At 68.1% G+C, this 22,973-nt stretch carries 21 protein-coding genes; 12 read left to right on the plus strand and 9 right to left on the minus strand.

From position 1 onward, the window contains the following. Positions 1–5: 5 nt before the first annotated feature. From octT to AB4Z55_RS11425, 4 genes are all read left to right on the plus strand, one after another. Positions 6–812 carry a diglucosylglycerate octanoyltransferase gene (gene octT, locus AB4Z55_RS11410; protein ID WP_239402505.1) on the plus strand — a complete coding sequence of 269 codons (807 nt, stop codon included), beginning with the start codon at positions 6–8 and terminating at the stop codon, positions 810–812. 31 nt (positions 813–843) lie between these two features. Continuing rightward, complete coding sequence (locus tag AB4Z55_RS11415; RefSeq protein ID WP_004023077.1) at positions 844–1,704, plus strand: DegV family protein; 861 nt, start codon at positions 844–846, stop codon at positions 1,702–1,704. Between the two features lie 118 nt (positions 1,705–1,822). Continuing rightward, a complete protein-coding gene (locus AB4Z55_RS11420) occupies positions 1,823–2,806 on the plus strand; it encodes a ComEA family DNA-binding protein (protein ID WP_248643038.1) in 984 nt (327 codons plus the stop codon). A 3-nt stretch (positions 2,807–2,809) separates the two neighbouring features. Next, a complete protein-coding gene (locus AB4Z55_RS11425; RefSeq protein WP_239402503.1) occupies positions 2,810–4,207 on the plus strand; it encodes a ComEC/Rec2 family competence protein in 1,398 nt (465 codons plus the stop codon). Positions 4,208–4,219: 12 nt separating this feature from the next. Here the strand turns inward: AB4Z55_RS11425 and AB4Z55_RS11430 are convergent, their stop codons facing one another. Then, positions 4,220–5,632: an amino acid permease gene (locus AB4Z55_RS11430; protein WP_004023074.1), complete on the minus strand. Its 1,413-nt coding sequence runs from the start codon at positions 5,630–5,632 to the stop codon at positions 4,220–4,222. A 164-nt stretch (positions 5,633–5,796) separates the two neighbouring features. Here AB4Z55_RS11430 and holA point away from each other — a divergent pair, with 164 nt between their 5' ends. Next, positions 5,797–6,765: a DNA polymerase III subunit delta gene (gene holA, locus AB4Z55_RS11435; protein ID WP_369519737.1), complete on the plus strand. Its 969-nt coding sequence runs from the start codon at positions 5,797–5,799 to the stop codon at positions 6,763–6,765. Between the two features lie 368 nt (positions 6,766–7,133). Here the strand turns inward: holA and rpsT are convergent, their stop codons facing one another. Next, a complete protein-coding gene (rpsT, locus tag AB4Z55_RS11440) occupies positions 7,134–7,394 on the minus strand; it encodes a 30S ribosomal protein S20 (RefSeq protein ID WP_004023072.1) in 261 nt (86 codons plus the stop codon). Between the two features lie 239 nt (positions 7,395–7,633). Between rpsT and AB4Z55_RS11445 the strand changes: the two genes are divergently transcribed. The 4 genes from AB4Z55_RS11445 (at position 7,634) to AB4Z55_RS11460 (ending at position 12,565) form a co-directional block, all read left to right on the plus strand. Further along, complete coding sequence (locus AB4Z55_RS11445) at positions 7,634–8,791, plus strand: sulfotransferase family protein (RefSeq protein WP_239402501.1); 1,158 nt, start codon at positions 7,634–7,636, stop codon at positions 8,789–8,791. 92 nt (positions 8,792–8,883) lie between these two features. Continuing rightward, positions 8,884–10,746: a circularly permuted type 2 ATP-grasp protein gene (locus AB4Z55_RS11450; RefSeq protein ID WP_004023070.1), complete on the plus strand. Its 1,863-nt coding sequence runs from the start codon at positions 8,884–8,886 to the stop codon at positions 10,744–10,746. Continuing rightward, positions 10,743–11,720 (plus strand): alpha-E domain-containing protein, encoded by a 978-nt coding sequence (locus tag AB4Z55_RS11455; RefSeq protein ID WP_004023068.1) that lies wholly within the window; start codon positions 10,743–10,745, stop codon positions 11,718–11,720. Before AB4Z55_RS11450 ends, AB4Z55_RS11455 begins: the two co-directional genes overlap by 4 nt. Then, on the plus strand, positions 11,717–12,565 hold the full coding sequence (locus AB4Z55_RS11460; protein ID WP_369519738.1) for a transglutaminase domain-containing protein: 849 nt from the start codon (positions 11,717–11,719) through the stop codon (positions 12,563–12,565). Before AB4Z55_RS11455 ends, AB4Z55_RS11460 begins: the two co-directional genes overlap by 4 nt. A 15-nt stretch (positions 12,566–12,580) precedes the next feature. On the opposite strand, the gene AB4Z55_RS11465 is transcribed toward AB4Z55_RS11460, so the two are convergent. Both AB4Z55_RS11465 and AB4Z55_RS11470 read right to left on the minus strand, forming a co-directional pair. Continuing rightward, positions 12,581–13,006 carry a type II toxin-antitoxin system PemK/MazF family toxin gene (locus tag AB4Z55_RS11465; protein WP_101819367.1) on the minus strand — a complete coding sequence of 142 codons (426 nt, stop codon included), beginning with the start codon at positions 13,004–13,006 and terminating at the stop codon, positions 12,581–12,583. Next, positions 13,003–13,692 carry an alpha/beta fold hydrolase gene (locus AB4Z55_RS11470; protein WP_369519739.1) on the minus strand — a complete coding sequence of 230 codons (690 nt, stop codon included), beginning with the start codon at positions 13,690–13,692 and terminating at the stop codon, positions 13,003–13,005. Before AB4Z55_RS11470 ends, AB4Z55_RS11465 begins: the two co-directional genes overlap by 4 nt. A gap of 216 nt (positions 13,693–13,908) precedes the next feature. Here AB4Z55_RS11470 and lepA point away from each other — a divergent pair, with 216 nt between their 5' ends. From lepA to AB4Z55_RS11485, 3 genes are read left to right on the plus strand one after another with little or no spacing between them, the layout of a single operon-like run. Then, entirely contained in the window at positions 13,909–15,816 is a 1,908-nt protein-coding gene (gene lepA, locus AB4Z55_RS11475) for a translation elongation factor 4 (protein ID WP_275425840.1), read from the plus strand. Continuing rightward, positions 15,816–17,891, plus strand: a complete 2,076-nt coding sequence (locus AB4Z55_RS11480) for a M3 family metallopeptidase (RefSeq protein ID WP_369519740.1) — start codon at positions 15,816–15,818, stop codon at positions 17,889–17,891. Before lepA ends, AB4Z55_RS11480 begins: the two co-directional genes overlap by 1 nt. Positions 17,892–17,899: 8 nt before the next feature. Then, positions 17,900–18,814, plus strand: a complete 915-nt coding sequence (locus AB4Z55_RS11485; protein ID WP_004023059.1) for a cation diffusion facilitator family transporter — start codon at positions 17,900–17,902, stop codon at positions 18,812–18,814. 17 nt (positions 18,815–18,831) lie between these two features. Here AB4Z55_RS11485 and AB4Z55_RS11490 read toward each other — a convergent pair whose 3' ends face one another. Genes AB4Z55_RS11490 through AB4Z55_RS11510 form a run of 5 tightly spaced genes read right to left on the minus strand, consistent with a single transcriptional unit; the run spans position 18,832 to position 22,927 of the window. Continuing rightward, entirely contained in the window at positions 18,832–19,608 is a 777-nt protein-coding gene (locus AB4Z55_RS11490; protein ID WP_248643030.1) for an SDR family NAD(P)-dependent oxidoreductase, read from the minus strand. A 28-nt stretch (positions 19,609–19,636) separates the two neighbouring features. Further along, positions 19,637–20,854, minus strand: a complete 1,218-nt coding sequence (locus tag AB4Z55_RS11495) for a TetR/AcrR family transcriptional regulator (protein ID WP_248643029.1) — start codon at positions 20,852–20,854, stop codon at positions 19,637–19,639. Further along, positions 20,851–21,291 carry a MaoC/PaaZ C-terminal domain-containing protein gene (locus AB4Z55_RS11500; RefSeq protein ID WP_004023056.1) on the minus strand — a complete coding sequence of 147 codons (441 nt, stop codon included), beginning with the start codon at positions 21,289–21,291 and terminating at the stop codon, positions 20,851–20,853. The genes AB4Z55_RS11495 and AB4Z55_RS11500 overlap by 4 nt, the downstream gene beginning before the upstream one ends. Beyond that, positions 21,288–21,743: a MaoC family dehydratase N-terminal domain-containing protein gene (locus AB4Z55_RS11505; protein ID WP_248643028.1), complete on the minus strand. Its 456-nt coding sequence runs from the start codon at positions 21,741–21,743 to the stop codon at positions 21,288–21,290. The genes AB4Z55_RS11500 and AB4Z55_RS11505 overlap by 4 nt, the downstream gene beginning before the upstream one ends. Then, positions 21,743–22,927: a lipid-transfer protein gene (locus tag AB4Z55_RS11510; protein WP_369519741.1), complete on the minus strand. Its 1,185-nt coding sequence runs from the start codon at positions 22,925–22,927 to the stop codon at positions 21,743–21,745. The genes AB4Z55_RS11505 and AB4Z55_RS11510 overlap by 1 nt, the downstream gene beginning before the upstream one ends. Between the last annotated feature and the right edge of the window lie 46 nt (positions 22,928–22,973).

Genomic DNA, 22,973 nt, shown 5'->3' on the forward strand with positions numbered 1-22,973 from the left:
CTGCGATGAGCGGGACGACCGCCGGTGGTCCGGCTCCGTCGGCCCCTGCCGACACGCGTGAGCGGTGCGTGCTGGTGCTGTCCGACTCGCTGGCCTATTACGGTCCGCAGGGCGGCCTGCCGGCCGACGACCCCCGTATCTGGCCGACCCTCGTGGGGGCGGCGACCGGTGCGCCGGTCCGACTGTTCGGCCGGATCGGGTGGACGAGTCGGGACGTCTGGTGGGCGCTCACCCAGGATCCGAACATCTGGGCCACCGTGCCCCGCGCCGAGGTCGTGGTCCTCGCATTCGGCGGGATGGACACCTTGCCGTCGCCCCTGCCCACGGCGTTTCGGGAGCAGATCCGGTACATCCGTCCGAATGGGCTGCGGCAGCGGATCCGTGCGGCCTACGGCTGGATCCAGCCGCGGGGCTCGCACCTCGGCTGGCCGCTCGCGTTGCCGCCGCGCGTCACGATCGAGTACCTCGAGAAGATCCGGGCGGCTCTCTCCCAGCTGCGTCCGGATCTGCCGATCGTGGTGTGCCTGCCGCCCACCCACCGGAGCCCGTACTACGGCAACGTCCACGCCGGCCGGATCCCGACGACCGCGGCGATGTCCCGGTGGGCGTCGAGTCACGGTCTGTCGTGCGTCGATTTCTACCCGGTCACCCGGGATTCGTTCGACGACCCGGCCGTCGAGATGAACCCGGACGGAATCCACTGGGGTTTCGCGTGCCACCGAGGGATCGCCGACCTGGTCGCCCCGGTCGTCGAGGCGGTCCGCCAGCGCGCCGACCGTGACGCCGGGGGGTCGACACCGACGCCCGTGTGAGCTCGGTGCGTGAACCCGTTAACGTAGACGCGTGCCTGTCGTCGTCGTCACAGACTCCTCGTCCCGACTGCCGCGGTCGGTGACCGAGAACTACGGGATCCGGCAGGTCCCGCTGCACATCACGGTCGACGACAAGGACTACCGCGAGGGCGTGGACGACATTCCCGCCGACATCGTGACGACGCCGGGTGTGACCACCTCCGGCGCGAACCCCAACGACTTGTCCGAGCACTTCGACGCCGCGCTCGAGGCGAGCGAGGGCGCCGGGGTCGTCGCCGTCCACATGTCCCGCCGACTGTCGGGGACCTGGAGTTCGGCTCGGTTGGCCGCGGAGAAGTTCTCCGGACAGGTGCGCGTCGTCGACTCCCGATCTGTCGGTCTCGCAGTCGGTTTCACTGCCATCGCGGCCGCCCAGGCGGCCGCGGACGGCGCCGACCGCGACCGGGTGTACGAGTCCGCGATCCGGCAGGCCGCGACGGTCGACTCGCTGTTGTGTGTGCAGCAACTCGACAACCTGCGGGCCAGCGGCCGCATCAGCGCGGCGGGCAAGCTGTTCGGGTCGGCGCTGTCGATCAAACCGATCCTGCACATGGTGGACGGCACCCTGACGCTCAAAGAGCGGCATCGTACGTTCTCCAAGGCGCTCGACAAGATGGTCGACGCCGCCGCCGACTCCGCCGGTGGCCGCGCCGTCACGGTCGGCATCCAGCACTGTCAGAGTCCCGATGTCGCCGAGGAACTCCGGGCCGCCGTCCACGCCAAGCTGAGGGTGGTCACCTCCGAACTGATCGTCGACCTCGGCCCCATCCTCGGCACGCACGTCGGCCCCGGCGCGGTGGGCGTCGTGCTCGCCGCGCATCTCGATCCGATCGAGGGCCTCGAGGAACACTGAGATCGGCCGGCCCGTGGTGGTCGCGCCATCCACAACTCGGCGTGTCCGTCCACAGATCGCGGTGCCGGAATCTCCACACGCGTAGCAGTGGTGGTGACAGGACCTAGCGTGTGGCCTCATGAGCGCATCAGGACGGCCGAACCCGCTGGACCGGCTGGCGCCGGTCGCCGAGCTGCCGGACCGCCGAAGCGGCACAGCAGAAATCGTGCCGGATTCCCCCTCGCGCGCGTCGGAGACCGATGATCCGGTCGGCCCGGCCGAGGAACCCGATCATCCCGGGTGGGGGATCGGCGGGATGCCGACCTGGCTCGACACCCCGCCGGTGCGGACGCCGCGCCGGCGGACGGAACCCGATGACGTCGTCGGCACCGACGACGAAGAGGACGATGACGATCCGTTCCCTCGACGCCGCTTCGCCGTTGCACCACCGGCCGCTCTCGCGCTGATAGCGGTCGGTGTCGTCGCCTGCGCGGTGGCGGCCTTCGGGTTGTTCCGCGGGGCCGAGTCGGCACCGGTCGTGGATTTCGGTGCGGTGGCGGGCAGCTCGCGGGCACCGGATTCGTCACCGCCGGCCGCGCCGACCGCGCCGACGCCGACGCAGATGATCGTGAGTGTCGTAGGGCTCGTGCACCAACCGGGGCTGGTCCGTCTTGCCCCGGGGGCGCGGGTCGCCGAGGCGATCGACCGTGCGGGTGGGGTGCGCAAGGACGCCGATCTGCTCTCGCTGAACCTCGCACAGGTGCTCCGGGACGGTGATCAGATCCTCGTCGGCTACGCGGGCGGGGAGGGGCAGATGTCGTTGCGCAGTGCCGTCGTCGGAGCTGCCGGTGCGCCATCGCCGCCCGCCGGTGCAGCGCCGACGGGGCCCGGTCCGTCCGCCGGTGGTTCGGGAAGTCCGCCGGCCTCGGGTGGGCTGGTGAACCTCAACACCGCCACCGAGGCCGATCTGGACGAGCTGCCCGGGGTCGGACCGGTGACCGCGAAGGCCATCCTGGCGTGGCGGGAACGGAACGGACGCTTCACCTCCGTCGACCAACTCGCCGAGGTCGACGGGATCGGGCCGGCGCGGCTGGCCAGGCTGCGCGATCTCGTGACGGTCTGACCGGTGGACTACCGCCTGCTGGTGCCGGCGGCAGCGGTGTGGACGGTGACGGCGCTCGGACTGGTGGTGCCGACCGGCTACACGCTCGGGTTCGCGATCTGTTCGGGCGCGGCTGCTCTCGCCGGCACCCTGGTCTGTCTCACCGGCCGGATCGGATGGAATGTGATCGGTCTCGTCGTCGTGGTCGCCGGACTCGCGGCCGTGTGCGCGACGTCGCTGACGCTCCGTCAAGAGGCCCGCGCCGATCATCCGCTGGCGACGACGACCGGCAAGGCGACGGTCGTGCTCGCCGTGCGCGGCGACCCCACGGTCATCGGACAACCGTCCGCCGGACGGGTCCGGGTCCGGGTGGAGGTGGAGCAGATCGCATCCACCCGCGTTCGGGCGGCCGCCGCCGACCTGATGGGTGATGTCGACGAATGGTCGGGACTGCTGCCCGGCCAACGGGTCGTCGCGATCGTCCGGGTACGTCCCCCGCCCGCACACTCCCTCCTCGTCGCGACGCTGACGGCGCAGGGGCCGCGTCCGGTGGGCTCGCCGCCCGGGTATCAGCAGGTGGCCGGCGCGATCCGCGAGCGGCTGCAGACGCTGGCTGCGCGGGGACTCGACGAGGATGCGGCCGGACTCCTGCCCGGGCTCGTGCTCGGCGACGAGAGTTCCCTCGACGACGGCCTGCGTGACGACTTCCGCGCCGCGGGACTCAGTCACCTCACCGCGGTGAGTGGCAGCAATTTCGCGATCGTCTGCGGCGCAGCGCTTCTCGTGGTCCGCAGTGTGGGCGTGCCGCCACGGGCGGCCGCGATCATCGGGCTGTTGGTGATTCTCGGGTTCGTGGTGCTCGTGCGTCCGTCGCCGAGTGTGCTGCGGGCCGCCCTGATGGGTGCCGTCGGGGTACTGGCGCTCGCCGCCTCTCGTCGGGCACAAGCCGTCCCGGCGTTGGGTGCGGCGGTCATCGGCGGCCTGTTGTGGTGGCCCGAACTGGCGTTGCAGCCGGGGTTCGCGCTGTCGGTGGCCGCCACCGGCGCCATCGTGCTGTGGGCCCCGCGGCTCCGTGACCGGCTACGCGAGTGGCGGTGCCCGACCGGAGTCGCCGAGGTCGTCGCGATGGCGGTGACCGCGCAGGTGGTCACGGCTCCGATCGTGGTCGCGGTGACCGGCACGTTCTCGGTAGTGGGGATCGTGGCGAACCTTCTCGTCGCGCCGGTCGTCGCGGTGATCAGCGTGGTCGGAACCCTCGCCGCACTCATCGGGGCGATCGGACCGCCCGACGGACCCGGCGCGTTCACGGGTGAACTGCTGGTGCGTGCCCTCGCGCCCGAGCTGTGGTGGATGGTCTCCTGTGCCCGCACCCTCGGCGGGGTGAGCTGGGCGAGTGTGGACGTATGGTCCCCGTTCGCGTGAGCCGGGTCGCCGTCAGACCTCGCGGTCGGCGAGCTCGCCCGCGGTGCGGTTCCACACCAGGTAGCCGATGCCGACGGCGCTGAACCAGACCGCCCCGACGATGAGCGCGATCCGACCGTCGCGGTCGAAGAACAGCAGGACGAACACGAGCACGAGGAAGGCGAGTGCGAGCCAGGTGGTCACCGGCGCGCCGGGGACCCGGTAGTCCGAGCGAGGCAGTTCGCCGCGTGCGACCTTGCGGCGGTAGACCATCTGGCAGATCAGGATCGTCGACCAGATCACGATGATGCCGACCGTCGACACCGCGGTGATGTAGGCGAAGGCGTGCACGGGATCGATGACGTTCACCACGACGCCGATCGCCATGACCGCGGCGCTCAATGTGATGCCCGCGGCGGGGACCTTGCGGTTGGACAGCCGGGTCAGCTGACGCGGGGCGTCGCCGGTGTGGGCGAGGGAGCGCAGCATGCGTCCGGTGGAGTAGATGCCGGAGTTGCACGACGAGAGGGCGGCGGTGAGCAGGATGAAGTTGACGATGCCAGCCGCGCCCGGGATGCCGATGTAGGAGAACACCGAGACGAAGGGGCTCTCGCCGGCCTGGAAGTCCTTCCAGCTGCGGACCGAGAGGATCACCAGCAGCGAGCCGACGTAGAAGATGCCGATCCGGAACGGCACGGTGTTGATGGCCTTGCGCAGGGTGACGCGCGGGTTCTGCGCCTCGCCGGCGGTCACGCCGACGAGCTCGACGCCGACATAGGCGAACATGACGATCTGCAGGCTCAGCAGCGCGTTGCTGAAGCCGGTCGCGAAGAACCCGCCGTCGTTCCACAGATTCGTCACCGACGGCCCGGTCTCGGGTCCGAGCCCCGCGATCGGGAGCAACACGCCGATGCCGACGATGATCATGCCGAGGATGGCGGTGACCTTGATGGCGGAGAACCAGAATTCCGCGCGACCGAACACCCCGACGGAGATCAGGTTCGCGCCGAACAGCACGATGAGCGCGATGAGCGCGGTGACCCACACCGGAACCGAGGGCCACCAGTAGTTGATGTACTTGCCCGCCACGGTGATCTCGGCCATGCACGTCGTCGTCCACACGGCCCAGTAGGTCCAGCCCTGGCTGAACCCGGCGAAGCGGCCGAGGAACTCGTCGGCGTACTCACTGATGCCCCCGGAGATCGGCCGGTAGATGAGGAGTTCGCCGAGAGCGCGCATCACGATGAAGATCGCGAGTCCCGCGAGCGCGTACGCCAGGATGAGTGCCGGTCCCGCCTTCTCGATGGCACCACCCGCTCCGTAGAACAGTCCGGTGCCGATCGCTCCGCCGATGGCGATCATCTGCACGGTGCGGGCGGTGAGTCCGCGTTGGTATCCCTCGTCGGTGTCGGCACCCGTGTGGGTGCCGGGGTGCTCGACAGTCACGCGTGCGACTCCTGGATTGTCGGTGGACCTCTGGCAGAAGCTCACCGTAACGACCCGCGATCAACCCGATTCACTCGCCCACAGGCCCTGTCCACTTTGTCGTATTCGATTGACCGGGCGGCGGTCCGGCGACCGTGTCGTGTTCGTCTGGCACCATTGTCGCCGTGACCGAACGCCTGCACCTGTTGCTCGGAGACGACGACTTCCTCACCGGCCGGGTGATCTCGGCGGTGGCCGACGCGGCGTCGAAGGCGGCGGGAACGCCTGTCCCGGTGACGCGGGTGCGTGCCGGCGATGTCAGCGAACACGAACTCGCCGAACTGCTCAGCCCGTCGCTGTTCGCCGAGGAGCGGATCGTCGTCGTCGAGGCGGCCGCCGAGGCGGGCAAGGAGCCGGCCGCACTGATCGCCGCCACGGCGTCGTCACTGCCCGAGGGCATCACGCTGATGGTCGTGCACCACGGCGGCGGGCGGGCAAAGTCGATGGTCCCGGCGCTCAAGAAGGCCGGCGCCGTCGAGCACGAGACCACGGCCCCAAAGTGGCCGTCGGAGCGGATGACGTTCGTGCGCAACGAATTCCGTGCGCTGGGTGTCAAGGTCGGCGCGGACGTCGTCGAGCAGGTCGTCGAAGGCGTCGGCTCGGAACTGCGTGAACTGGCGGCCGCGTGTGCGCAACTCGTCGCCGACACCGGCGGAAAGGTGGACCGCGAGACCGTGCGGCTGTACTACCAGGGCCGTCCCGAGGTGACCGGTTTCGAGGTGGCCGACCGCGCGGTGACGGGCGATCGGGCGGGTGCGCTGGAGTCGCTGGCCTGGGCTCTGCACCACGGGGTGCCGAGGGTGCTGCTCGCCGACGCACTCGCCGAGGCCGTGCACGCGATCGCCCGCATCCGGCCGATGGGATCGATCAACCACTTCGATGCGGCCCGAGAGCTCGGCATGCCGCCCAACCGGGTCAAGAACGTCCAGGCGAAGGCCAAGGCGTGGGATTCGGAGTCGATCGCCCGGGCGGTCGGCGTGGTCGCCGCGCTCAACGCCGACGTGAAGGGGCAGGCGGCCGACCCCGATTACAGCCTCACCCACGCGGTCGCGACCGTCGCGGAACTCCGGCCCGACGGGCGCCGACGGAGCTGACCGTCGTTCGGTCGACTCCGAGAGGTGGGCGCGGGGAGTGGCTTCACTCGGCGCCTCGACCTCGACGCGCTCCTTCGTCGCTTGCTCGGCCCGGCGGCTCCGCTCGGGGCCGGCTCAACCAGCGGAGTGTGGGCGCCTCGACCTCGACGCGCTCCTTCGTCGCTTGCTCGGCCCGGCGGCTCCGCTCGGGGCCGGCTCAACCAGCAGTGGGGCGACATGGGCGCCTCGACCAGCAAGGGCTGGCTCGCCCGGTGGAGGGCTGAGAAACGCCGCTCACCCCGGCAACCGCGTGGATGCTGCCGGGGTGAGCGAAGGTATGAAGATGTGGCGACGGACGAACCGTCGGACCGACCGGGGTCGGTGTCAGATCAGAGCTTGTTGACCGCGAGGGCGATGGCCGACTTTTTGTTGGCGGCCTGGTTGGCGTGGATGACGCCCTTGCTGGCAGCCTTGTCGAGCTTGCGGCTGGCGGTCTGGCCGAGCTCGGCAGCCTTCGCCTTGTCGCCGGACTCGACAGCCTCACGGAAGCTGCGGATCGCGGTACGAAGGGCCGACTTCACCGACTGGTTGCGCTGGCGGTTCGCTTCGTTGGTGCGATTGCGCTTGATCTGAGACTTGATGTTTGCCACGCGTGTTACCTCTGTCGTTGCTGGTGGATATGTCTGTCTGTTCGGGTCGGGCGGTCGGCCGCGGGGGCCGAACTCGCACCTGGCGGCGTCGGCGCGCGGAGGATCTCCGCGGCGTCACCGCAACAGCGCACAACATTACCAGTCGGGTTCGGCCCGCCAAAATCCGCGCCGAAGACACACCCGGCCGCCACGCCGGGCAATAAGAATCATCGTGAGTTCAAGTCTACGGTGGACTCATCATGTCCGTCGTTTATGTGCACATCGGCCTTCCCAAGACCGGGACCACCCACCTCCAGGATCGCCTCTGGCGAAACCGAGACCTGGCATTGCAGTCGTCCGGGCTGTTGTATCCGGGCAACGTGATCTCCGATCACTTCCATGCCGCGGTGCACCTGCAGCCGGACCGCTACCTCGACTGGGTCGATCCCGCGTTCGCGAGCACCTGGCCGAAGCTGCTCGGTCAGATCCGGGCCTGGCCGCAGACGTCGCTGCTCTCGCACGAGCTCTACAGCACCGCGACCGTCGAGCAGATCGAGCGGCTGATGGCCGATCTGTCCTTCGCCGACGAGGTGCATGTGATCGCGACCGTGCGGGACCTGGGCCGTCAGCTCCCGTCGGTCTGGCAGGAAAACGTCAAGAACCAGCGCCGGGCGTCGTTCGACGAGTTCGTCGACTCGGTGGCGTTCGCATCCGAGGGGCGCCGCAACGATGGGCCCGTCGCGCTCGAATCCCCGGCCGCCGACATGGACGAGGAACCGTTCTGGGAGTTCCAGGACTACATCGGCATCCTGGAACGCTGGTCGCGATTCGTCGGACCCGAGCGCGTACACGTCGTCACCGTGCCAGGGCGTGGGGCCGCGCGGGGTGACACGTTGTGGGATCGGTTCCTGCGGGTGATGGACATCGACCCCACCCCGCTACGCATTCCCGTCCCCAGCCTGAACAGTTCGCTGTCCGCACCGCAGGCCGAGTTCCTGCGCGGCCTCAACCGCCGCCTGCAGCCCGAGACCATCGAATGGCGCCGGTACGAGCGGATCATCAAGGGACAGCTGATCGGGGAGATCCTGTTCGAGGCGCCCTCCGGTCCGCCGCAGGGGCTCTCGGACAAGAGTCGGGAATGGGCGGCGGGGGAGTCGCGGCGGATGGTCGCGGCGGTCCGTGCGGCCGGTTACGACGTCGCCGGCGATCTCGACGATCTGGTGGTGTCGCCAAAGCACGACGCCGGCGACGTACCGTCGCCCTCGGACGGCGAGGTGCTCGACGTCGCGCTCGACACCATCGCGGCGATGGTGCTCGCGGCGCCGCTGCCCAAGGTGGGTCCGCGTGCGCGGACGCGAGCGGCGAATGTGTTGCGCAGGGTCAAGCGGCGGGTGATCGCCGCGCGTCGATCATCGTGATCGACGCGCGCCGGACGGCGGTCCGGCTTCGACGGTGACACGGCCGGTCGACGTCCTGCCGATTTCGACATTCTGTAGCACCATGGCAGTTTATGACCCCCGCATCGACAAGTGCGCCAGCCAAGAAGGCGGCGCGTAAGTCCGCAGCCGCGAAAGCGGCGTCGTCCACCTCGTCCGGGCGGCCGGCCGCCGGACGATCCGGCTCGACCAAGGGTTCTGGTTCCGGCGGCCGATCGTCGAAGGGTGCGGGCGACAACGCGTCCGGGGACAACTTCACCGGCAACTTCGGCGGGTACGCAAAAGGCCCGTACGGCAAGGCTTATGACGAGATGTTCGACGCCGCCGGCGAGGTGCGCACGCCCTACCGCGGCATCTACAAGGCGATGGCCGACGAGGATCAGTCCGACCTCGTCGAGGCCCGGGTGGAAGCACTCGGGCGCGCCTACCTCGACCAGGGGGTGACGTTCTCGCTCTCGGGCAAGGAGCGTCCGTTCCCGTTGGATGTTGTGCCGCGGGTGATCTCGGCGGCGGAATGGAACAAGCTCGAGGCCGGCATCACCCAGCGCGTGCAGGCCCTCGAACTCTTCCTCGACGACATCTACGGCGAGCAGGAGATCCTGCGCGACGGGGTGTTGCCCAAGCGGCTCGTCCACTCCTGCGAGCACTTTCACCGGCAGGCCGCAAACATCCGCCCGCCCAACGGTGTTCGCATCCACGTCGCGGGTATCGACCTCATCCGCGACGAGAACGGTGACTTCCGCGTCCTCGAGGACAACCTGCGGTCGCCGTCGGGCGTGTCCTATGTGCTCGAGAACCGGCGGGCCATGGCGCGCGTGTTCCCGGACCTGTTCTCCAAGCACAAGGTCCGTGCGGTCGCCGACTATCCGAGTCACCTGCTCCGCGCCCTGCGTGCATCGGCAGCGTTCAACGAGGCCGACCCGAACATCGTCGTGCTCACCCCCGGCGTGGCCAACTCCGCCTACTTCGAGCACTCGCTGCTGGCGCGGCTGATGGGCGTCGAGCTGGTGGAGGGTCGAGACCTCTTCTGCCGCGACAACGTCGTGTACATGCGCACCACCGAGGGCGAGCAGCGGGTCGACGTCATCTACCGACGCATCGACGACGACTACCTCGACCCCATGCAGTTCCGCCCGGATTCGATGCTCGGTGTGGCCGGCCTGCTCAACGCGGCCCGCGCGGGCAACGTCGTGATCTCCAGCGCCGTCGGCAACGGCGTCGGCGACGACAAGCTGATCTACACCTACGTCCCGGAGATCATCCAGTACTACCTCGGCGAGAAGCCGAGCCTGCAGAACGTGGACACGTTGCGCTGCTGGCTGCCCGACGAGTGCGAAGAGGTGCTCGACCGCATCGACGAACTCGTCGTCAAACCCGTTGAGGGGTCGGGTGGATACGGCATCGTCTTCGGACCCGACGCGACCGGGGCCGAACTGGACGCCCTGGCACGCAAGGTCCGCAACGACCCGCGCGGGTGGATCGCGCAGCCGGTGGTGCAGCTGTCGACGGTGCCGACCAAGATCGGCGACGACATCCGTCCGCGCCACGTCGACCTGCGTCCGTTCGCGGTCAACGATGGTGAGTCCGTGTGGGTCCTGCCCGGCGGCCTCACCCGGGTCGCGCTTCCCGAGGGATCGCTGGTCGTGAACTCCAGCCAGGGCGGCGGTTCCAAGGACACCTGGGTGCTCGCCTCGCGCACCTCGGAGGGGGATCGCGAGCTGTCGGGTGCGAAAGTCGTCACGACGAGCGGCGTCGCCGCCGCCCGCCCCGCCGAGAGTGCCCCCGATCCGGTACACACGCAGACCCAGCAGCAACAGCAGGGTTCGATGACCCAGCAGCTGGGTGACATGACGCAGCAACTGGATTCGATGTCTCTGCCCGGCAGGGCAACCCGGTCCGGCACGATGTCGCAGCGGCAGGGCGGTGACGTCCGATGATGCTGGCGCGGAACGCGGAGTCGCTCTACTGGATCGGCAGGTACGTCGAGCGCGCCGATGACATGGCGCGAATCCTCGACGTCGCGATCCACCAGATCCTCGAGGACACCACGGTCGACGTCGACCGGCAGGCGCGACTGATCATCCAGGTGCTCGGTCTCACGGCGCCGGAGGACGACGACGAACTCGATGTCTGGTCGCTGACCGAGCGCGTCGCCTACGACGCCGATGCGGTGGGATCGATCGTCGACCTCATCCGCGCGGCGCGGGAGAATGCCCGCGGCGCACGCGAGGTCACCTCGAGCGAGTTGTGGGAGTGCTTGAACACCACCTACAACGGGCTCGACGCCGCCGAGCGCCGGTCACGTCGTCTCGGTCCGCACGAGTTCCTCTCGTATGTGAAGAACCGGGCGGCGATGTTCGCCGGCCTCGCCGATGCGACCCTCAGCCACGACGACGGCTACCGGTACCTGTTGCTGGGTCGGTCGGTGGAGCGGGTCGACATGACGATCCGGATGTTGTTGTCCCGCGCCGGTGATCGGACGTCGTCGCCGGCATGGGTCAACGTGCTCGTGTCCGCCGGCGGGCACGACACCTACCTGCGAACCTACCGCGGTGTCCTGGACGCGGAGAACATCGTCGAGTTCATGCTCCTCGACCGACTGTTCCCGCGGTCGATCTTCCACGCGCTCAGCGTCGCCGAGCACAATCTGGGCCAGCTCGAGAAGGGGCCCAGCAGGGTCGGCGCCCAGGCGGAGGCGCAACTGCTCCTCGGTCGTGCGCGCAGTTCGCTGGAGTTCCTCGAGCCGGGGAAGTTGCTCGACGATCTGCAGGACCGCCTCGTCGACCTGCAGGACACCTGCCAGGCCGTGAACGAAGCCGTCACGAAACAGTATTTCCATGTGTCGCCCTATGTCTCGTGGGCCGACGCCCGGGTCAGCGACTCGCACGTCATCGAGGAGAGTGAACTGTGAGCTGGCGCCTGCGTGTCGTCCATTCCACCGGTTTCGCCTACCACAGCCCGGTCACCTCGTCGTACAACGAAGCCCGGCTCACTCCCCGCAGTGACACCAGGCAGAACGTCATCGTGAACCGCGTCGAGACCGTCCCCGCGACGAGGTCCTACCGCTACACGGATTACTGGGGCACGGCGGTCACCGCATTCGATCTGCATGCCCCGCACCACGAACTCGAGGTCTCGGGACTGTCGGTCGTCGAGACCGAGGCCGGGCACCGGCCCGTCGAGGAGGACCAGGTGTCGTGGGAGGACGTCAACAGCGATCACGTCATCGATCGGTATGACGAGATGCTCTCGTACACACCGTATGTGGCCCGCAACCGGCCGCTGCTCTCGACCGCGAAGAAGGTCACCAAGGGGCTGACTCCCCAGGAGGCCGTCGAGGCCGTGTGCCGCTTCATCCACACCGAGATGGAGTACGTCCCCGGTACGACGGGTGTGCACACCACGGCTGTCGACGCGTGGACCGACCGCAAGGGCGTGTGTCAGGACTACGCGCATCTGACCCTGCTGATGCTCCGCGGCCTCGGTATCCCGGCGCGCTACGTGTCCGGCTACCTCCATCCCGAGCCCGACGCCGAGATCGACAAGACGGTGCAGGGTCAGAGCCATGCCTGGATCGAGGCGTGGACGGGGGGATGGTGGGGATACGACCCGACCAACGACACCCCGATCACCGAACAGCATGTGTCGGTGGGTGTGGGGCGCGACTACGCCGATGTGTCGCCGCTGAAGGGTATCTACACCGGCGGAGGCGCCACCGATCTCGACGTCATCGTCGAGATCACCAGGCTTGCCTGAGGTTTCGGTGGCCGGTCAGCGCCAGCCGTAGTGCTCGCGGAGTTCGTGCGCAACCGTATCGAATGTCGGACGACCGAGAATCGCTCCCTCCCGGCGGATTCCGTCATCGTCGACGACGAGCACGCGGTCGAGGCGGACGAAGCTGGGCCGGCCCTGGGAGTCCCATGGGCCCGATCCCACGGGAAGCCAATTGCCGTCGGACCGGTGGTCCTTGCTCGACAGCATGAGGCCGAGCACGGTGTCGGCCTGTTCGGCACGGGCGTCGCGGCCGACGACCAGTACCGGCCGGTCCTTCCCCTGGCTCGGATCGTCCTCGTAGGCGACCCAGGTCCACACGATCTCGCCCGGATCGGCGTCGCCGTCGAGGTCGGGGGAGTAGCTGATGGTGCGGGCGAGGTCGCCGGTCGGCCGGAGATCGGGCCGGACGTCGCGGCTGGTCACTGGTGTGTCTCCTCGGTATCCGGGAACAGGGGCAACAGGAAGTCGCGTACCGCGTCGGCGGTGAGCGACGCGGTCGGCTTCCGCTTCGGATTGAGGTCGTGTCCGACCTTCTCCAGTTCGACGATGTGCGTCGGCGCATCGATGAGAGCGATGGCGCGGCTCATCTCGTCGGTGGTGCCGAACGGGTCGGTGCTGCCGTGAACCACGAGCGTGGGCACGGTGATCGACGGCAGGTGCTCGGTGCGCAGCCGGTCGGGTTTGCCGGGGGGATGCAGCGGATAGGACGTCAGCAGCAGCCCGTCGGCCAGCGCCCGCCCGTCGTCGGCGACGGCCATCGAGGCCTGCCGGCCACCATACGAGTGTCCGCCGACGAACAGCGGCCCGTCGGACTCGCCGCGGAACATGGCACACGCCGCACGGATCCCGTCCCGGTCGGCGGGTGAGGTCGACGGGCTGGGCGGGCCCTTGGGGCGACGTCGCCGGTACGGCAGGTCGATGCGGGCCACGACGAACCCGCGGTCGCACAGCTCGTCGGCCAGGGCGCGGAGGATCACGGCGTCGCGATTACCGCCCGCGCCGTGCGCGAGGACGAACGTGGCCCGACCCGGGGCGCCCGGACGGTGGACCTCGGCGGCGACGTCGTCGGACTCGATGGTGGTGACGGTGGACGCGGACACGGCTGCCACGGTAGCGCCTCGTCGCGGTTCACGGACTTCCCCGATCCCTGAGGAGGCCCGGAGCTTGCGGAGGGCCGGCCCCTCCGATCCTTGAGGAGGCCCGGAGCTTGCGGAGGGCCGGCCCCTCCGATCCCTGAGGAGGCCCGGAGCTTGCGGAGGGCCGTCTCGAAGGGAGACGTGGCCGGACGCGAAGCGTCGGCCGGTCATGAGAAACTGGACCACAACCTGTATCCGCATCCGTTCTCTACCGCAGTTCTCGTTCGAGGAGTAGTTCCCATTCCCAACTTCGCCGACACCACCTTCACCGATCCGGCACGTATCCGGAACTTCTGCATCATCGCCCACATCGACCACGGCAAGTCGACGCTGGCGGACCGGATGCTGCAGCTCACCGGCGTCGTCGAAGAGCGGCAGATGCGGGCGCAATATCTCGACCGGATGGACATCGAGCGCGAGCGCGGCATCACCATCAAGGCGCAGAACGTGCGTCTGCCCTGGACGGTGAAGTCCGCGGCGGGCGACGAGGACTACGTCCTGCATCTCATCGACACCCCCGGGCACGTCGACTTCACCTATGAGGTCTCGCGCGCGCTCGAGGCGTGTGAGGGTGCGGTGCTCCTCGTCGACGCCGCGCAGGGCATCGAGGCGCAGACGCTCGCCAACCTGTATCTGGCGATGGAGAACGACCTCACCATCATCCCGGTGCTGAACAAGATCGATCTGCCCGCGGCCGACCCCGAGCGCTACGCCGCCGAGCTCGCGCACATCGTGGGATGCGAACCCGAGGACGTGCTGCGGGTGTCGGGCAAGACCGGTGTCGGCGTGACCGAACTGCTCGACGAGGTCATCCGCTCGGTGCCCGCCCCGGTGGGCGACCCCGATGCCCCGGCGCGGGCGATGATCTTCGACTCGGTCTACGACACCTACCGCGGCGTTGTCACCTACGTCCGTGTCGTCGACGGCAAGGTCGTGCCGCGGGAGAAGATCCTGATGATGTCGACCGGGACCACGCACGAGTTGCTCGAGGTGGGCATCGTGTCCCCGGAGCCGAAACCGACCAAGGGTCTGGGTGTCGGCGAGGTCGGCTACCTGATCACCGGTGTGAAGGACGTGCGGCAGTCGAAGGTCGGTGACACCGTCACCACCGCCCGGCACGGCGCCGAGCAGGCGCTCACCGGGTACCGGGAGCCGCAGCCGATGGTCTACTCGGGTCTGTATCCGCTCGACGGCTCCGACTACCCGGTGTTGCGTGAGGCACTCGAGAAGCTGCAACTCAACGACGCCGCACTGACCTTCGAGCCGGAGACCTCGGTCGCGCTCGGCTTCGGGTTCCGCTGCGGCTTCCTCGGCCTGCTGCACATGGAGATCACCCGCGAACGACTCGAGCGCGAGTTCAACCTCGACCTGATCTCGACCGCCCCCAACGTCGTCTACCGCGTGGAGATGGAAGACGGTTCCGAGCACGTGGTCACCAACCCGTCGGACTGGCCGGAGGGCAAGACCCGGCACATCTACGAGCCGATCGTCAAGACGACGGTCATCGCGCCGAGCGAGTTCATCGGCGCGATCATGGAGCTGTGTCAGTCCCGCCGCGGCGAGCTCGGCGGCATGGACTACCTGTCGGAGACGCGCGTGGAACTGCGGTACACGCTGCCGATGGCGGAGATCATCTTCGACTTCTTCGACGCGCTGAAGTCCCGCACGCGTGGCTACGCCAGCCTCGACTACGAGGAGGCGGGCGAACAGGAGGCCGACCTGGTGAAGGTCGACATCCTCCTGCAGGGCGAGGCCGTGGACGCGTTCAGTGCGATCGTGCACAAGGACGCCGCCTACGCGTACGGCAACCGGATGGCGATCAAGCTCAAGGAGCTCATCCCGCGTCAGCAGTTCGAAGTCCCCGTGCAGGCTGCGGTCGGCTCCAAGATCATCGCGCGCGAGAACATCCGCGCCATCCGCAAAGACGTGCTCGCGAAGTGTTACGGCGGCGACATCAGCCGTAAGCGCAAGCTGCTCGAGAAGCAGAAAGAGGGCAAGAAGCGGATGAAGACCATCGGCCGGGTCGACGTCCCGCAGGAGGCGTTCGTGGCCGCGCTCTCCACCGACGCGGTGGGTGACAAGCCGAAGGGGAAGTGATGACCGAAGGGGAGACGATGGCTGCAGGGCAGGGTGCCACGAGCGTGAATCCGGTACTGGTACACAGCGGTCTGCCCTACGATCTCCCCGACTTCAGGTCGATCTCCGACGACGACTTCCTGCCGGCGTTCACCTCGGCCATGGCGTCACATGTCGCCGAGGTGGAAGCGATCGCGGCCGAGGTCGCAGCGCCCACGTTCGTCAACACGATCGAGGCGCTCGAGCTCTCGGGCCGCGACCTGGCGCGCGCGGCGGGGATCTTCTTCAACCTCGTCGGACCGGACACGAACCCGAAGCGGAACGAGATCTCCCAGGAGCTCTCGACGCTCCTCACCGATCACGCGAACACGATCGCGATGAATCCGGTTCTGTTCGAGCGCATCTCCGACCTCCACGCGCGCGCCGACGATCTCGGCCTCACCGAGCCGCAGCGTCGGCTGCTCGACAAGCGGTACCGGGAATCCGTTCGCGCCGGCGCCGGACTCCCGGCCGACGCGCAGCAGGAGATGCGCGAGATCGCCTCCCGGCTGGCCTATCTCACCACGACGTTCTCCCAGAAGATCCTCGACGACACCAACGAATCGGCGGTTCTCGTCGGCGACGCAACCGAACTCGACGGCCTGTCCGCCGGACAGATCGCGGCCGCGCGACGCGCCGCGATCGAGGCGGGACACGAGAACGGGCACCTCATCACGCTCGAGTTGCCGACGAGCCAGTCGGTGCTGACCGAACTGACGAACGCCGATGTGCGGCAACGGGTGTTCGAAGCGTCGGTGAACCGGTGCGCTCGAGGCAACGAGCACGACACCCGCGACCTGGTCCTCGAGATCGTCCGCTTGCGGGCGCGGCGCGCCGAATTGCTCGGTTACCGCGACCATGCCGAGTTCGTCATCGCCGAGCAGACCGCACCGAACCCGGCGGCGGTCGACGACATGCTCCGGGAACTCAACGCGTCGGCCATGCGTGCCGGCGGCCGCGAACTCACCCGTCTCACCGAATTCGCGGGCGATGTGCCGATCGGTCCCGCCGATCTCACGTACTGGCTCGACCGCGAGAAGCGGTCGCAGGCGTCGGTGCCACTCGACGGGTTCGCGGACTACTGCGAACTCGACACGGTGCTGACCCGGGGCGTGTTCCACGCCGCGAACACGTTGTACGGACTGCGCTTCGTCGAGCTGACCGATCTGCCGCTGTATCACCCGGACGTACGCGCGTGGGAGGTGCGCGACGACACGGGCGTCGGCATCGGCCTGTTCCTCGGCGACTTCTATGCCCGACCGTCGAAACGCGGTGGCGCATGGATGAACAACATCGTCGACCAGTCGTCGGTGCTGCAGACCCATCCGATCATCGTGAACGTGCTGAACCTGACCAAGCCCGATGCCGGACAGCCGTGTCTGCTCACGATGGATCAGCTCACCACCCTCTTCCACGAGTTCGGACACGCGCTGCACGGGCTGTTGTCGTCGGTCGAGTACCCGTCGCAGTCCGGTACGTCGGTCCCGCGGGACTTCGTCGAGTTCCCGTCGCAGGTGAACGAGATGTGGGCGCTGCACCCCGACGTGCTGGCCAACTACGCCCGGCACCACGAGACCGGCGAGCCCATCCCGGCCGAACTGGCCGAGGCGGCACGGGAATCGGCCGGAACCGAATCTGCACACGCGACCATCGAATACCTCGCCGCGTCCTCCCTGGACCTCGCCTGGCATCGGCTGTCCGTGTCGGAGGCCGAGGCGATCGCCGATGTCGAGACCTTCGAGTCGCAGGCGCTCGCCGACGCGGGACTCCACACCGAGCTGATCCCGCCGCGCTACCGGAGTGCGTACTTCAACCACATCTTCGGCGGCGGCTACTCCGCCGGGTACTACAGCTACATCTGGTCGGAGGTGCTCGACGCCGAGACCGAGCAGTGGTTCCTCGCCGAGGGCGGGCTGCAGCGCGAGAACGGCCGGCGATTCGCCGACGCCACTCTGTCCCGCGGCGACAGCGTCGATCCGCTTGTCGCGCACGAAGGCCTGATCGGTCGCCGACCGCGGATAGACCCGTTGCTGCGGCGCCGGGGGCTCGCGGCCTGACCGGGGGCATGGCCGTGACGACGCGCACCCCACGCCGTGATCTGTCGGCGTTCGCGGTACTGAGCATCGCGACCGCGATCGTCGTGATCGGTCTCAAGCTGATCGCGTGGCGGATCACCGGTTCGGTCGGTCTGCTCTCCGACGCGCTGGAGTCGGTGGTCAATCTCGTTGCGGCGGTGGGAGCCTTCGTGGCTCTGCGGGTGGCGGCGAAGCCGGCCGACCGGAGTCACAACTTCGGACACACGAAGGCCGAGTACTTCTCGGCGGTGTTCGAGGGCGTGATGATCGTCGTCGCGGCGGTCGTCATCATCGTCACGGCCGCCGACCGTCTGTTCCATCCGCAGGAGCTCGAGGAAGTCGGTGTCGGACTGGCGATCTCGATCGGTGCGACCGCCGTCAATGCGGTCGTCGGCTGGGTGCTCATCCGAGCCGGGCGCCGCCATCGGTCACTGACACTCGAAGCCGACGGCAAACACCTCATGACCGACGTGTGGACGACCATCGGGGTGGTCGTCGGCGTCTTCCTGGTGGCCGCCACGGGCTGGCTGCCGCTCGATCCCCTGATCGCCATCGCGGTGGCGGTCAACATCCTGGTCGTGGGCGGCCGGCTGGTGTGGCGATCCGGTGCGGGGCTGATGGACGCGGCACTGCCCGACGACGAGCGGGCCACCATCGACCGGGTCCTCGCCGCGCACCGCGCCGATCGAATCGACTTCCACGACATCCGCACGCGCGAGGCGGGTCATGAGCGATTCGTGCAGATGCACATGCTGGTGCCCGGCGACTGGTCGGTGCAGCGCGCACACGACCTCGCCGAGCGGGTCGAGGACGAACTGCGCAGCGCGGTCGACGGACTGAACGTGACGATGCACGTCGAACCGATCAACGACCCACGCGCGTACGAGGACTGGCGGCTCGACTGAGTGGCGTCAGGCGTCGGTCACCCGGCCGAGGCGCGCTGGAAGTGGCCCAGCAGATCCGGGTAGCGGGCCAGGTGTGCGCCGCCGTTGAGGTCGAGGCTCTCTCCGGTGAGCCATGACGCGTGCGTCATGTAGACGGCGGCTTCGGCGACCTCCTCGGGAGTTCCCGACCGCCCCAGCGGGGTGTTGGCCAGGTAGTCCTCCTCGAGGCCCGGCACCGACATCGACGGTGTCGTGAGGGGAGTCATCACGATTCCGGGCGCGATCGCATTGACGCGGATCTTCCGCTCGGCGAGCTCGAGTGCGGCCACCTGGGTGAGCATGGCCAGGCCGGCCTTCGCCGAGCAGTAGGCGCTCATCCCGGTCCCCGGCTGCCGCGCGTTCAGCGACGACAGCGAGATGATGACCCCGCCGTCGTCCATTGCCCGCGCCGCCTGCTTGATGACCGCGAACGCTCCGGTGAGACAGACATCGACAACGCGGCGGAACTTCTCGATGGCCAAGTCCGTGACCGCTCCGGCGACGCTGAGTCCGGCGCTGTTCACGACGACGTCCACGTGCCCGCGGTGCGCTCGAACGGAGTGGAACAGTTCGCGGACCGAGTCTTCGTCGACGACGTCGACCGCTGCGGCATCATGCGGCGAACCCAGCTCGGCGGCAATGGTTTCGGCGAGGTCGAGATTGCGGTCGGCGACGGTGACCACCGCTCCGTCGGCGGCCAGCGCGCGTGCGATCGCGGCTCCGATTCCGGAGGCACCTCCTATGACGACGGCGCTGCGGGGTTCGGAAGAGGACATGGCGTGCGTTCCTTCGGAATGTGGGACATCACGAGGGTTCGAGACCCTTGGGAATGACCATTGCGTGTGCGAGCGCCGACAGTTGCTCGGCGAGGCCCGGACGGGACTTGAGTTCGGGGTTCTGGCAGACGTCGGTGATGACGGCGATCGCCGCCTGCGCGAGTGCGCGCGCGTCGTCGCCGGTCACCTCGTCGGACAGCGCGGAGATCGCCTCCATCCACTCGGCGATGTATTCGCGCTGGGTTTCGCGCAGGCGGAGCTGCTCGTCGTCGGAGAGATAGAGAAGGTCCGCGGCGAGAATGTGCATGATGCGTCCATGAACGCCGAGTGCCTGGCGAACATAGGTGTCGATGAGCGTCCGGAGAACTTCCGCCGGCGTCGTCGCGTGTGCGAGGGCTTCGGCGGTGACGTAGAGCAGACCTTCGGCACCACGCTCCAGGATCGCGCTCAGCACCTGGGTCTTGCCGGTCACATGCTGATACAGAGTCGCCACCGACATCTCCGACGCCTTCGCGATGTCGTCGATACGCACGTCGTAGAAGCCTCGCTCGTCGAACAAGGCGGTCGAGGCCGTGAGGATTCGCTCCCGGCGACCGGCGGGCCGACGAAGTGCCGGCGTGGGGGCCGTGACGACGTCGGTGTCGACAGCGGGGAGTCGGCAGTTGATGATTTCTCGAGCGATCGCCTGCTGAACGCTGATCAGACGTTCGGGCGTCAGATTGCCTCGAACGCTGGGGGTGTTGGAGTACATGGTCAACACCGCGAATCCGAGCAATTCTCGGTCCTGCTTGCGGGTCTCGGGTCTGACTGCGGCGATCTTCGATGCGATGCGGTCGCGGTTCTTGCGGAAGTCCTCCTCGAACTCGGCCCGATCGGCGTCGCGCAGGTGTCGCTGTTCTCGACGCCACAGGGTGGCTTCGTCGCCGTTGGCGGTGATGTCGGAAAGGCCGTCGAGAAACAGATCGAGACGCTCCTGCGGGGTCGCGCCTTCTCGATCCGCCCGGTCGGTCAGGTTTTCGACCAGGGCGACCTGGCTGCGCAACGCCTGCACCAGGATTGCGTACTTCCCTTTGAAATGCCGGTACATGGCCGGGCCGGTGAGGCCGACCGCCGAGCCGATCTGGTCGATGCTGACGTTCTGATATCCCAGATCCTGGAACAGTAGGGTCGCGGCTCGCACGATCTGTTCGGCTCGATGTTCACCCCGGGTGAGGGAGGCGGGCGCGACGTGGGTGGTGTCGGTCATGGAGCAAGTGTCGCATTCGCGTCCCGATCAGGACCGGACCAAGCCACGACGGCGGTGCCGGCAAGCGTTCGGGTGCCATCCGCCAGCCGGACGTCGAGATCGAGCACGACGCGCTGCTCGTCGTCGACGCTCACCAGCTCTTTCACGGTGGCGGTGAGGACCGGCTCGGCGAGGACCGGTGTGATCGCGGTGAATCGCGTCGACAGCTCCCGGATACTGCTCTGCGGAAAGCGCTGGGTCAACAGGCGTCCCAGGTAAGCCATGGACAGCATCCCGTGGGCGAACACGTCGTCCATGCCCGAGGCGCGGGCCGAATCGATGTCGATGTGGATGGGGTTGTGATCGCCTGATGCGCCGGCGAAGAGCGCGAGCGTGGTGCGGGTCACCGCGCCGGGTCTCAATTCGGCGACCACGTCGCCGGGGGCTGGTGCGCTCATGTCGGTTCCTGTGGATTTCTGATCACGCTGACGCTCTCGAGTTCTGCGACCACCTCGTCGCCGCGGCTCACCGTCGTACGTCGCACCAGGAAGTCCAGGGCGCCCCCGGCTTTCGAGTAGGCGTCGACGTAACGGGTGGCGAAGCCGACGGTGTCGCCTGCGTGCACGTCGGCGAAGTATCTGAACCGCTGTTCGCCGTGGAGAACCGTACCCAGGTCGACCCCGTGTGCCGCGAGGTCGCCGAACACGTCGGAGTTCTCCAGCTCGAGACCGAAGAGGAAGGTCGGCGGCGCGAGGACGTCGGGATGGCCGGCGGCGACCGCGGCGTCACGGTCGTGATGGATCGGATCGTATTCGCCGATGGCGGTGGCGAACTGGCGGATACGGCCGCGTTCTATGTCGGCGACGACGGTAGGGGACTCGACGTCGAGAATCGCTCGGTCGAGAGGCATCATGACACCTTCTCGTACAGACTCACGACGCATGCACCGCCCAGTCCGAGATTGTGCTGCAGGGCGAGACGAGCGCCCTCGACCTGGCGATCGCCGGCCTGGCCGCGCAACTGCCACACCAACTCGGCGCACTGGGCGAGGCCCGTGGCTCCGAGTGGATGCCCCTTGGACAACAGGCCGCCGGACGGGTTGGTCACGACGCGACCGCCGTAGGTGTTGTCGCCGTCGAGGACGAACTTCTCCGCGGTGCCCTCTGGGGTGAGTCCGAGACCTTCGTAGGTGATGACCTCATTGGTGGAGAAGCAGTCGTGCAGTTCGACGACGGGGATGTCGAGCGGATCGACGCCGGACAGCTCGTAGACTTCGGCCGCGGCTTTGGCGGTCATGTCGTAGCCGGCTACACGCATCATGTCGGTGGTGTCGAAGGTCCCGGGGACGTCGGTCACCATCGATTGCGCGCGGAGGCGGACGCTGGCGTCGATGCCCCGGGCGCGGGCGAACTCCTCGCTGCAGACGATGGCTGCGGCTGCGCCGTTGGTCGGCGGGCAGCACATCAGCAGGGTCAAGGGTCCCCAGATCTGCTTCGACGTCATCACAGTGTCGAGGTCGATCGGATCGCGGAACACCGCCAGCGGATTCCGGCCGGCGTGGGTCCGTGCCTTCACCGAGACACGGCCGAAGACCTCTGCCGTGACTCCGTGACGGTCCATGTACTCGATGCCTGCGCCACCGAACATCTTGGCAGCCATGGGTGCGAGCGCGTCGCCGTCGGGCCGCGACTGCGCGATCTTCTCGCCACGCTCGGTGGGGCTGGGGCGATCGCCGTAGGCGTTGACCAGCGCTCCGGGCTGCATCTGCTCGAACCCCAGAGCGAGCACGCAGTCGGCGGTGCCGGCGGCGACGGCCTGGCGAGCCAACCACAGGGCGCTCGAACCGGTCGAGCAGTTGTTGTTGACGTTGACGACCGGGATGCCGCTCATGCCGATCTCGTACAGCGCGTTCTGCCCGGATGTCGAATCGCCGTAGACATAGCCCACATAGGCCTGTTGCACGTCGGAGTAGTCCAGTCCCGCGTCGGCGAGCGCCGCGCGCGCGGCGGTTGCGCCCATCTGGTCATAGGTCTGGCTCTTGCCCGGCTTGGTGAAGGGCATCATCCCTACACCGCTGATGCAGACATTCGTCATGGTCCATCTTTCGTTCGGTGTGTTCTCGAGGCTGGTGACATCACCA

The organism is Gordonia sp. ABKF26, assembly GCF_041103195.1.
Classification (GTDB): Bacteria; Actinomycetota; Actinomycetes; order Mycobacteriales; family Mycobacteriaceae; genus Gordonia; species Gordonia terrae.

Bases quoted from the DNA above. Each gene is read 5' to 3' on its own strand.
- AB4Z55_RS11510 (WP_369519741.1), bottom strand. From the start codon at position 22,927: ATGACGAATGTCTGCATCAGCGGTGTAGGGATGATGCCCTTCACCAAG.
- AB4Z55_RS11495 (WP_248643029.1), bottom strand. From the start codon at position 20,854: ATGACCGACACCACCCACGTCGCGCCCGCCTCCCTCACCCGGGGTGAA.
- AB4Z55_RS11505 (WP_248643028.1), bottom strand. From the start codon at position 21,743: ATGCCTCTCGACCGAGCGATTCTCGACGTCGAGTCCCCTACCGTCGTC.
- octT (WP_239402505.1), top strand. From the start codon at position 6: ATGAGCGGGACGACCGCCGGTGGTCCGGCTCCGTCGGCCCCTGCCGAC.
- AB4Z55_RS11500 (WP_004023056.1), bottom strand. From the start codon at position 21,291: ATGAGCGCACCAGCCCCCGGCGACGTGGTCGCCGAATTGAGACCCGGC.
- AB4Z55_RS11450 (WP_004023070.1), top strand. From the start codon at position 8,884: ATGACCCCCGCATCGACAAGTGCGCCAGCCAAGAAGGCGGCGCGTAAG.
- AB4Z55_RS11490 (WP_248643030.1), bottom strand. From the start codon at position 19,608: ATGTCCTCTTCCGAACCCCGCAGCGCCGTCGTCATAGGAGGTGCCTCC.
- AB4Z55_RS11485 (WP_004023059.1), top strand. From the start codon at position 17,900: ATGGCCGTGACGACGCGCACCCCACGCCGTGATCTGTCGGCGTTCGCG.
- AB4Z55_RS11420 (WP_248643038.1), top strand. From the start codon at position 1,823: ATGAGCGCATCAGGACGGCCGAACCCGCTGGACCGGCTGGCGCCGGTC.
- AB4Z55_RS11455 (WP_004023068.1), top strand. From the start codon at position 10,743: ATGATGCTGGCGCGGAACGCGGAGTCGCTCTACTGGATCGGCAGGTAC.
- AB4Z55_RS11445 (WP_239402501.1), top strand. From the start codon at position 7,634: ATGTCCGTCGTTTATGTGCACATCGGCCTTCCCAAGACCGGGACCACC.
- AB4Z55_RS11480 (WP_369519740.1), top strand. From the start codon at position 15,816: ATGACCGAAGGGGAGACGATGGCTGCAGGGCAGGGTGCCACGAGCGTG.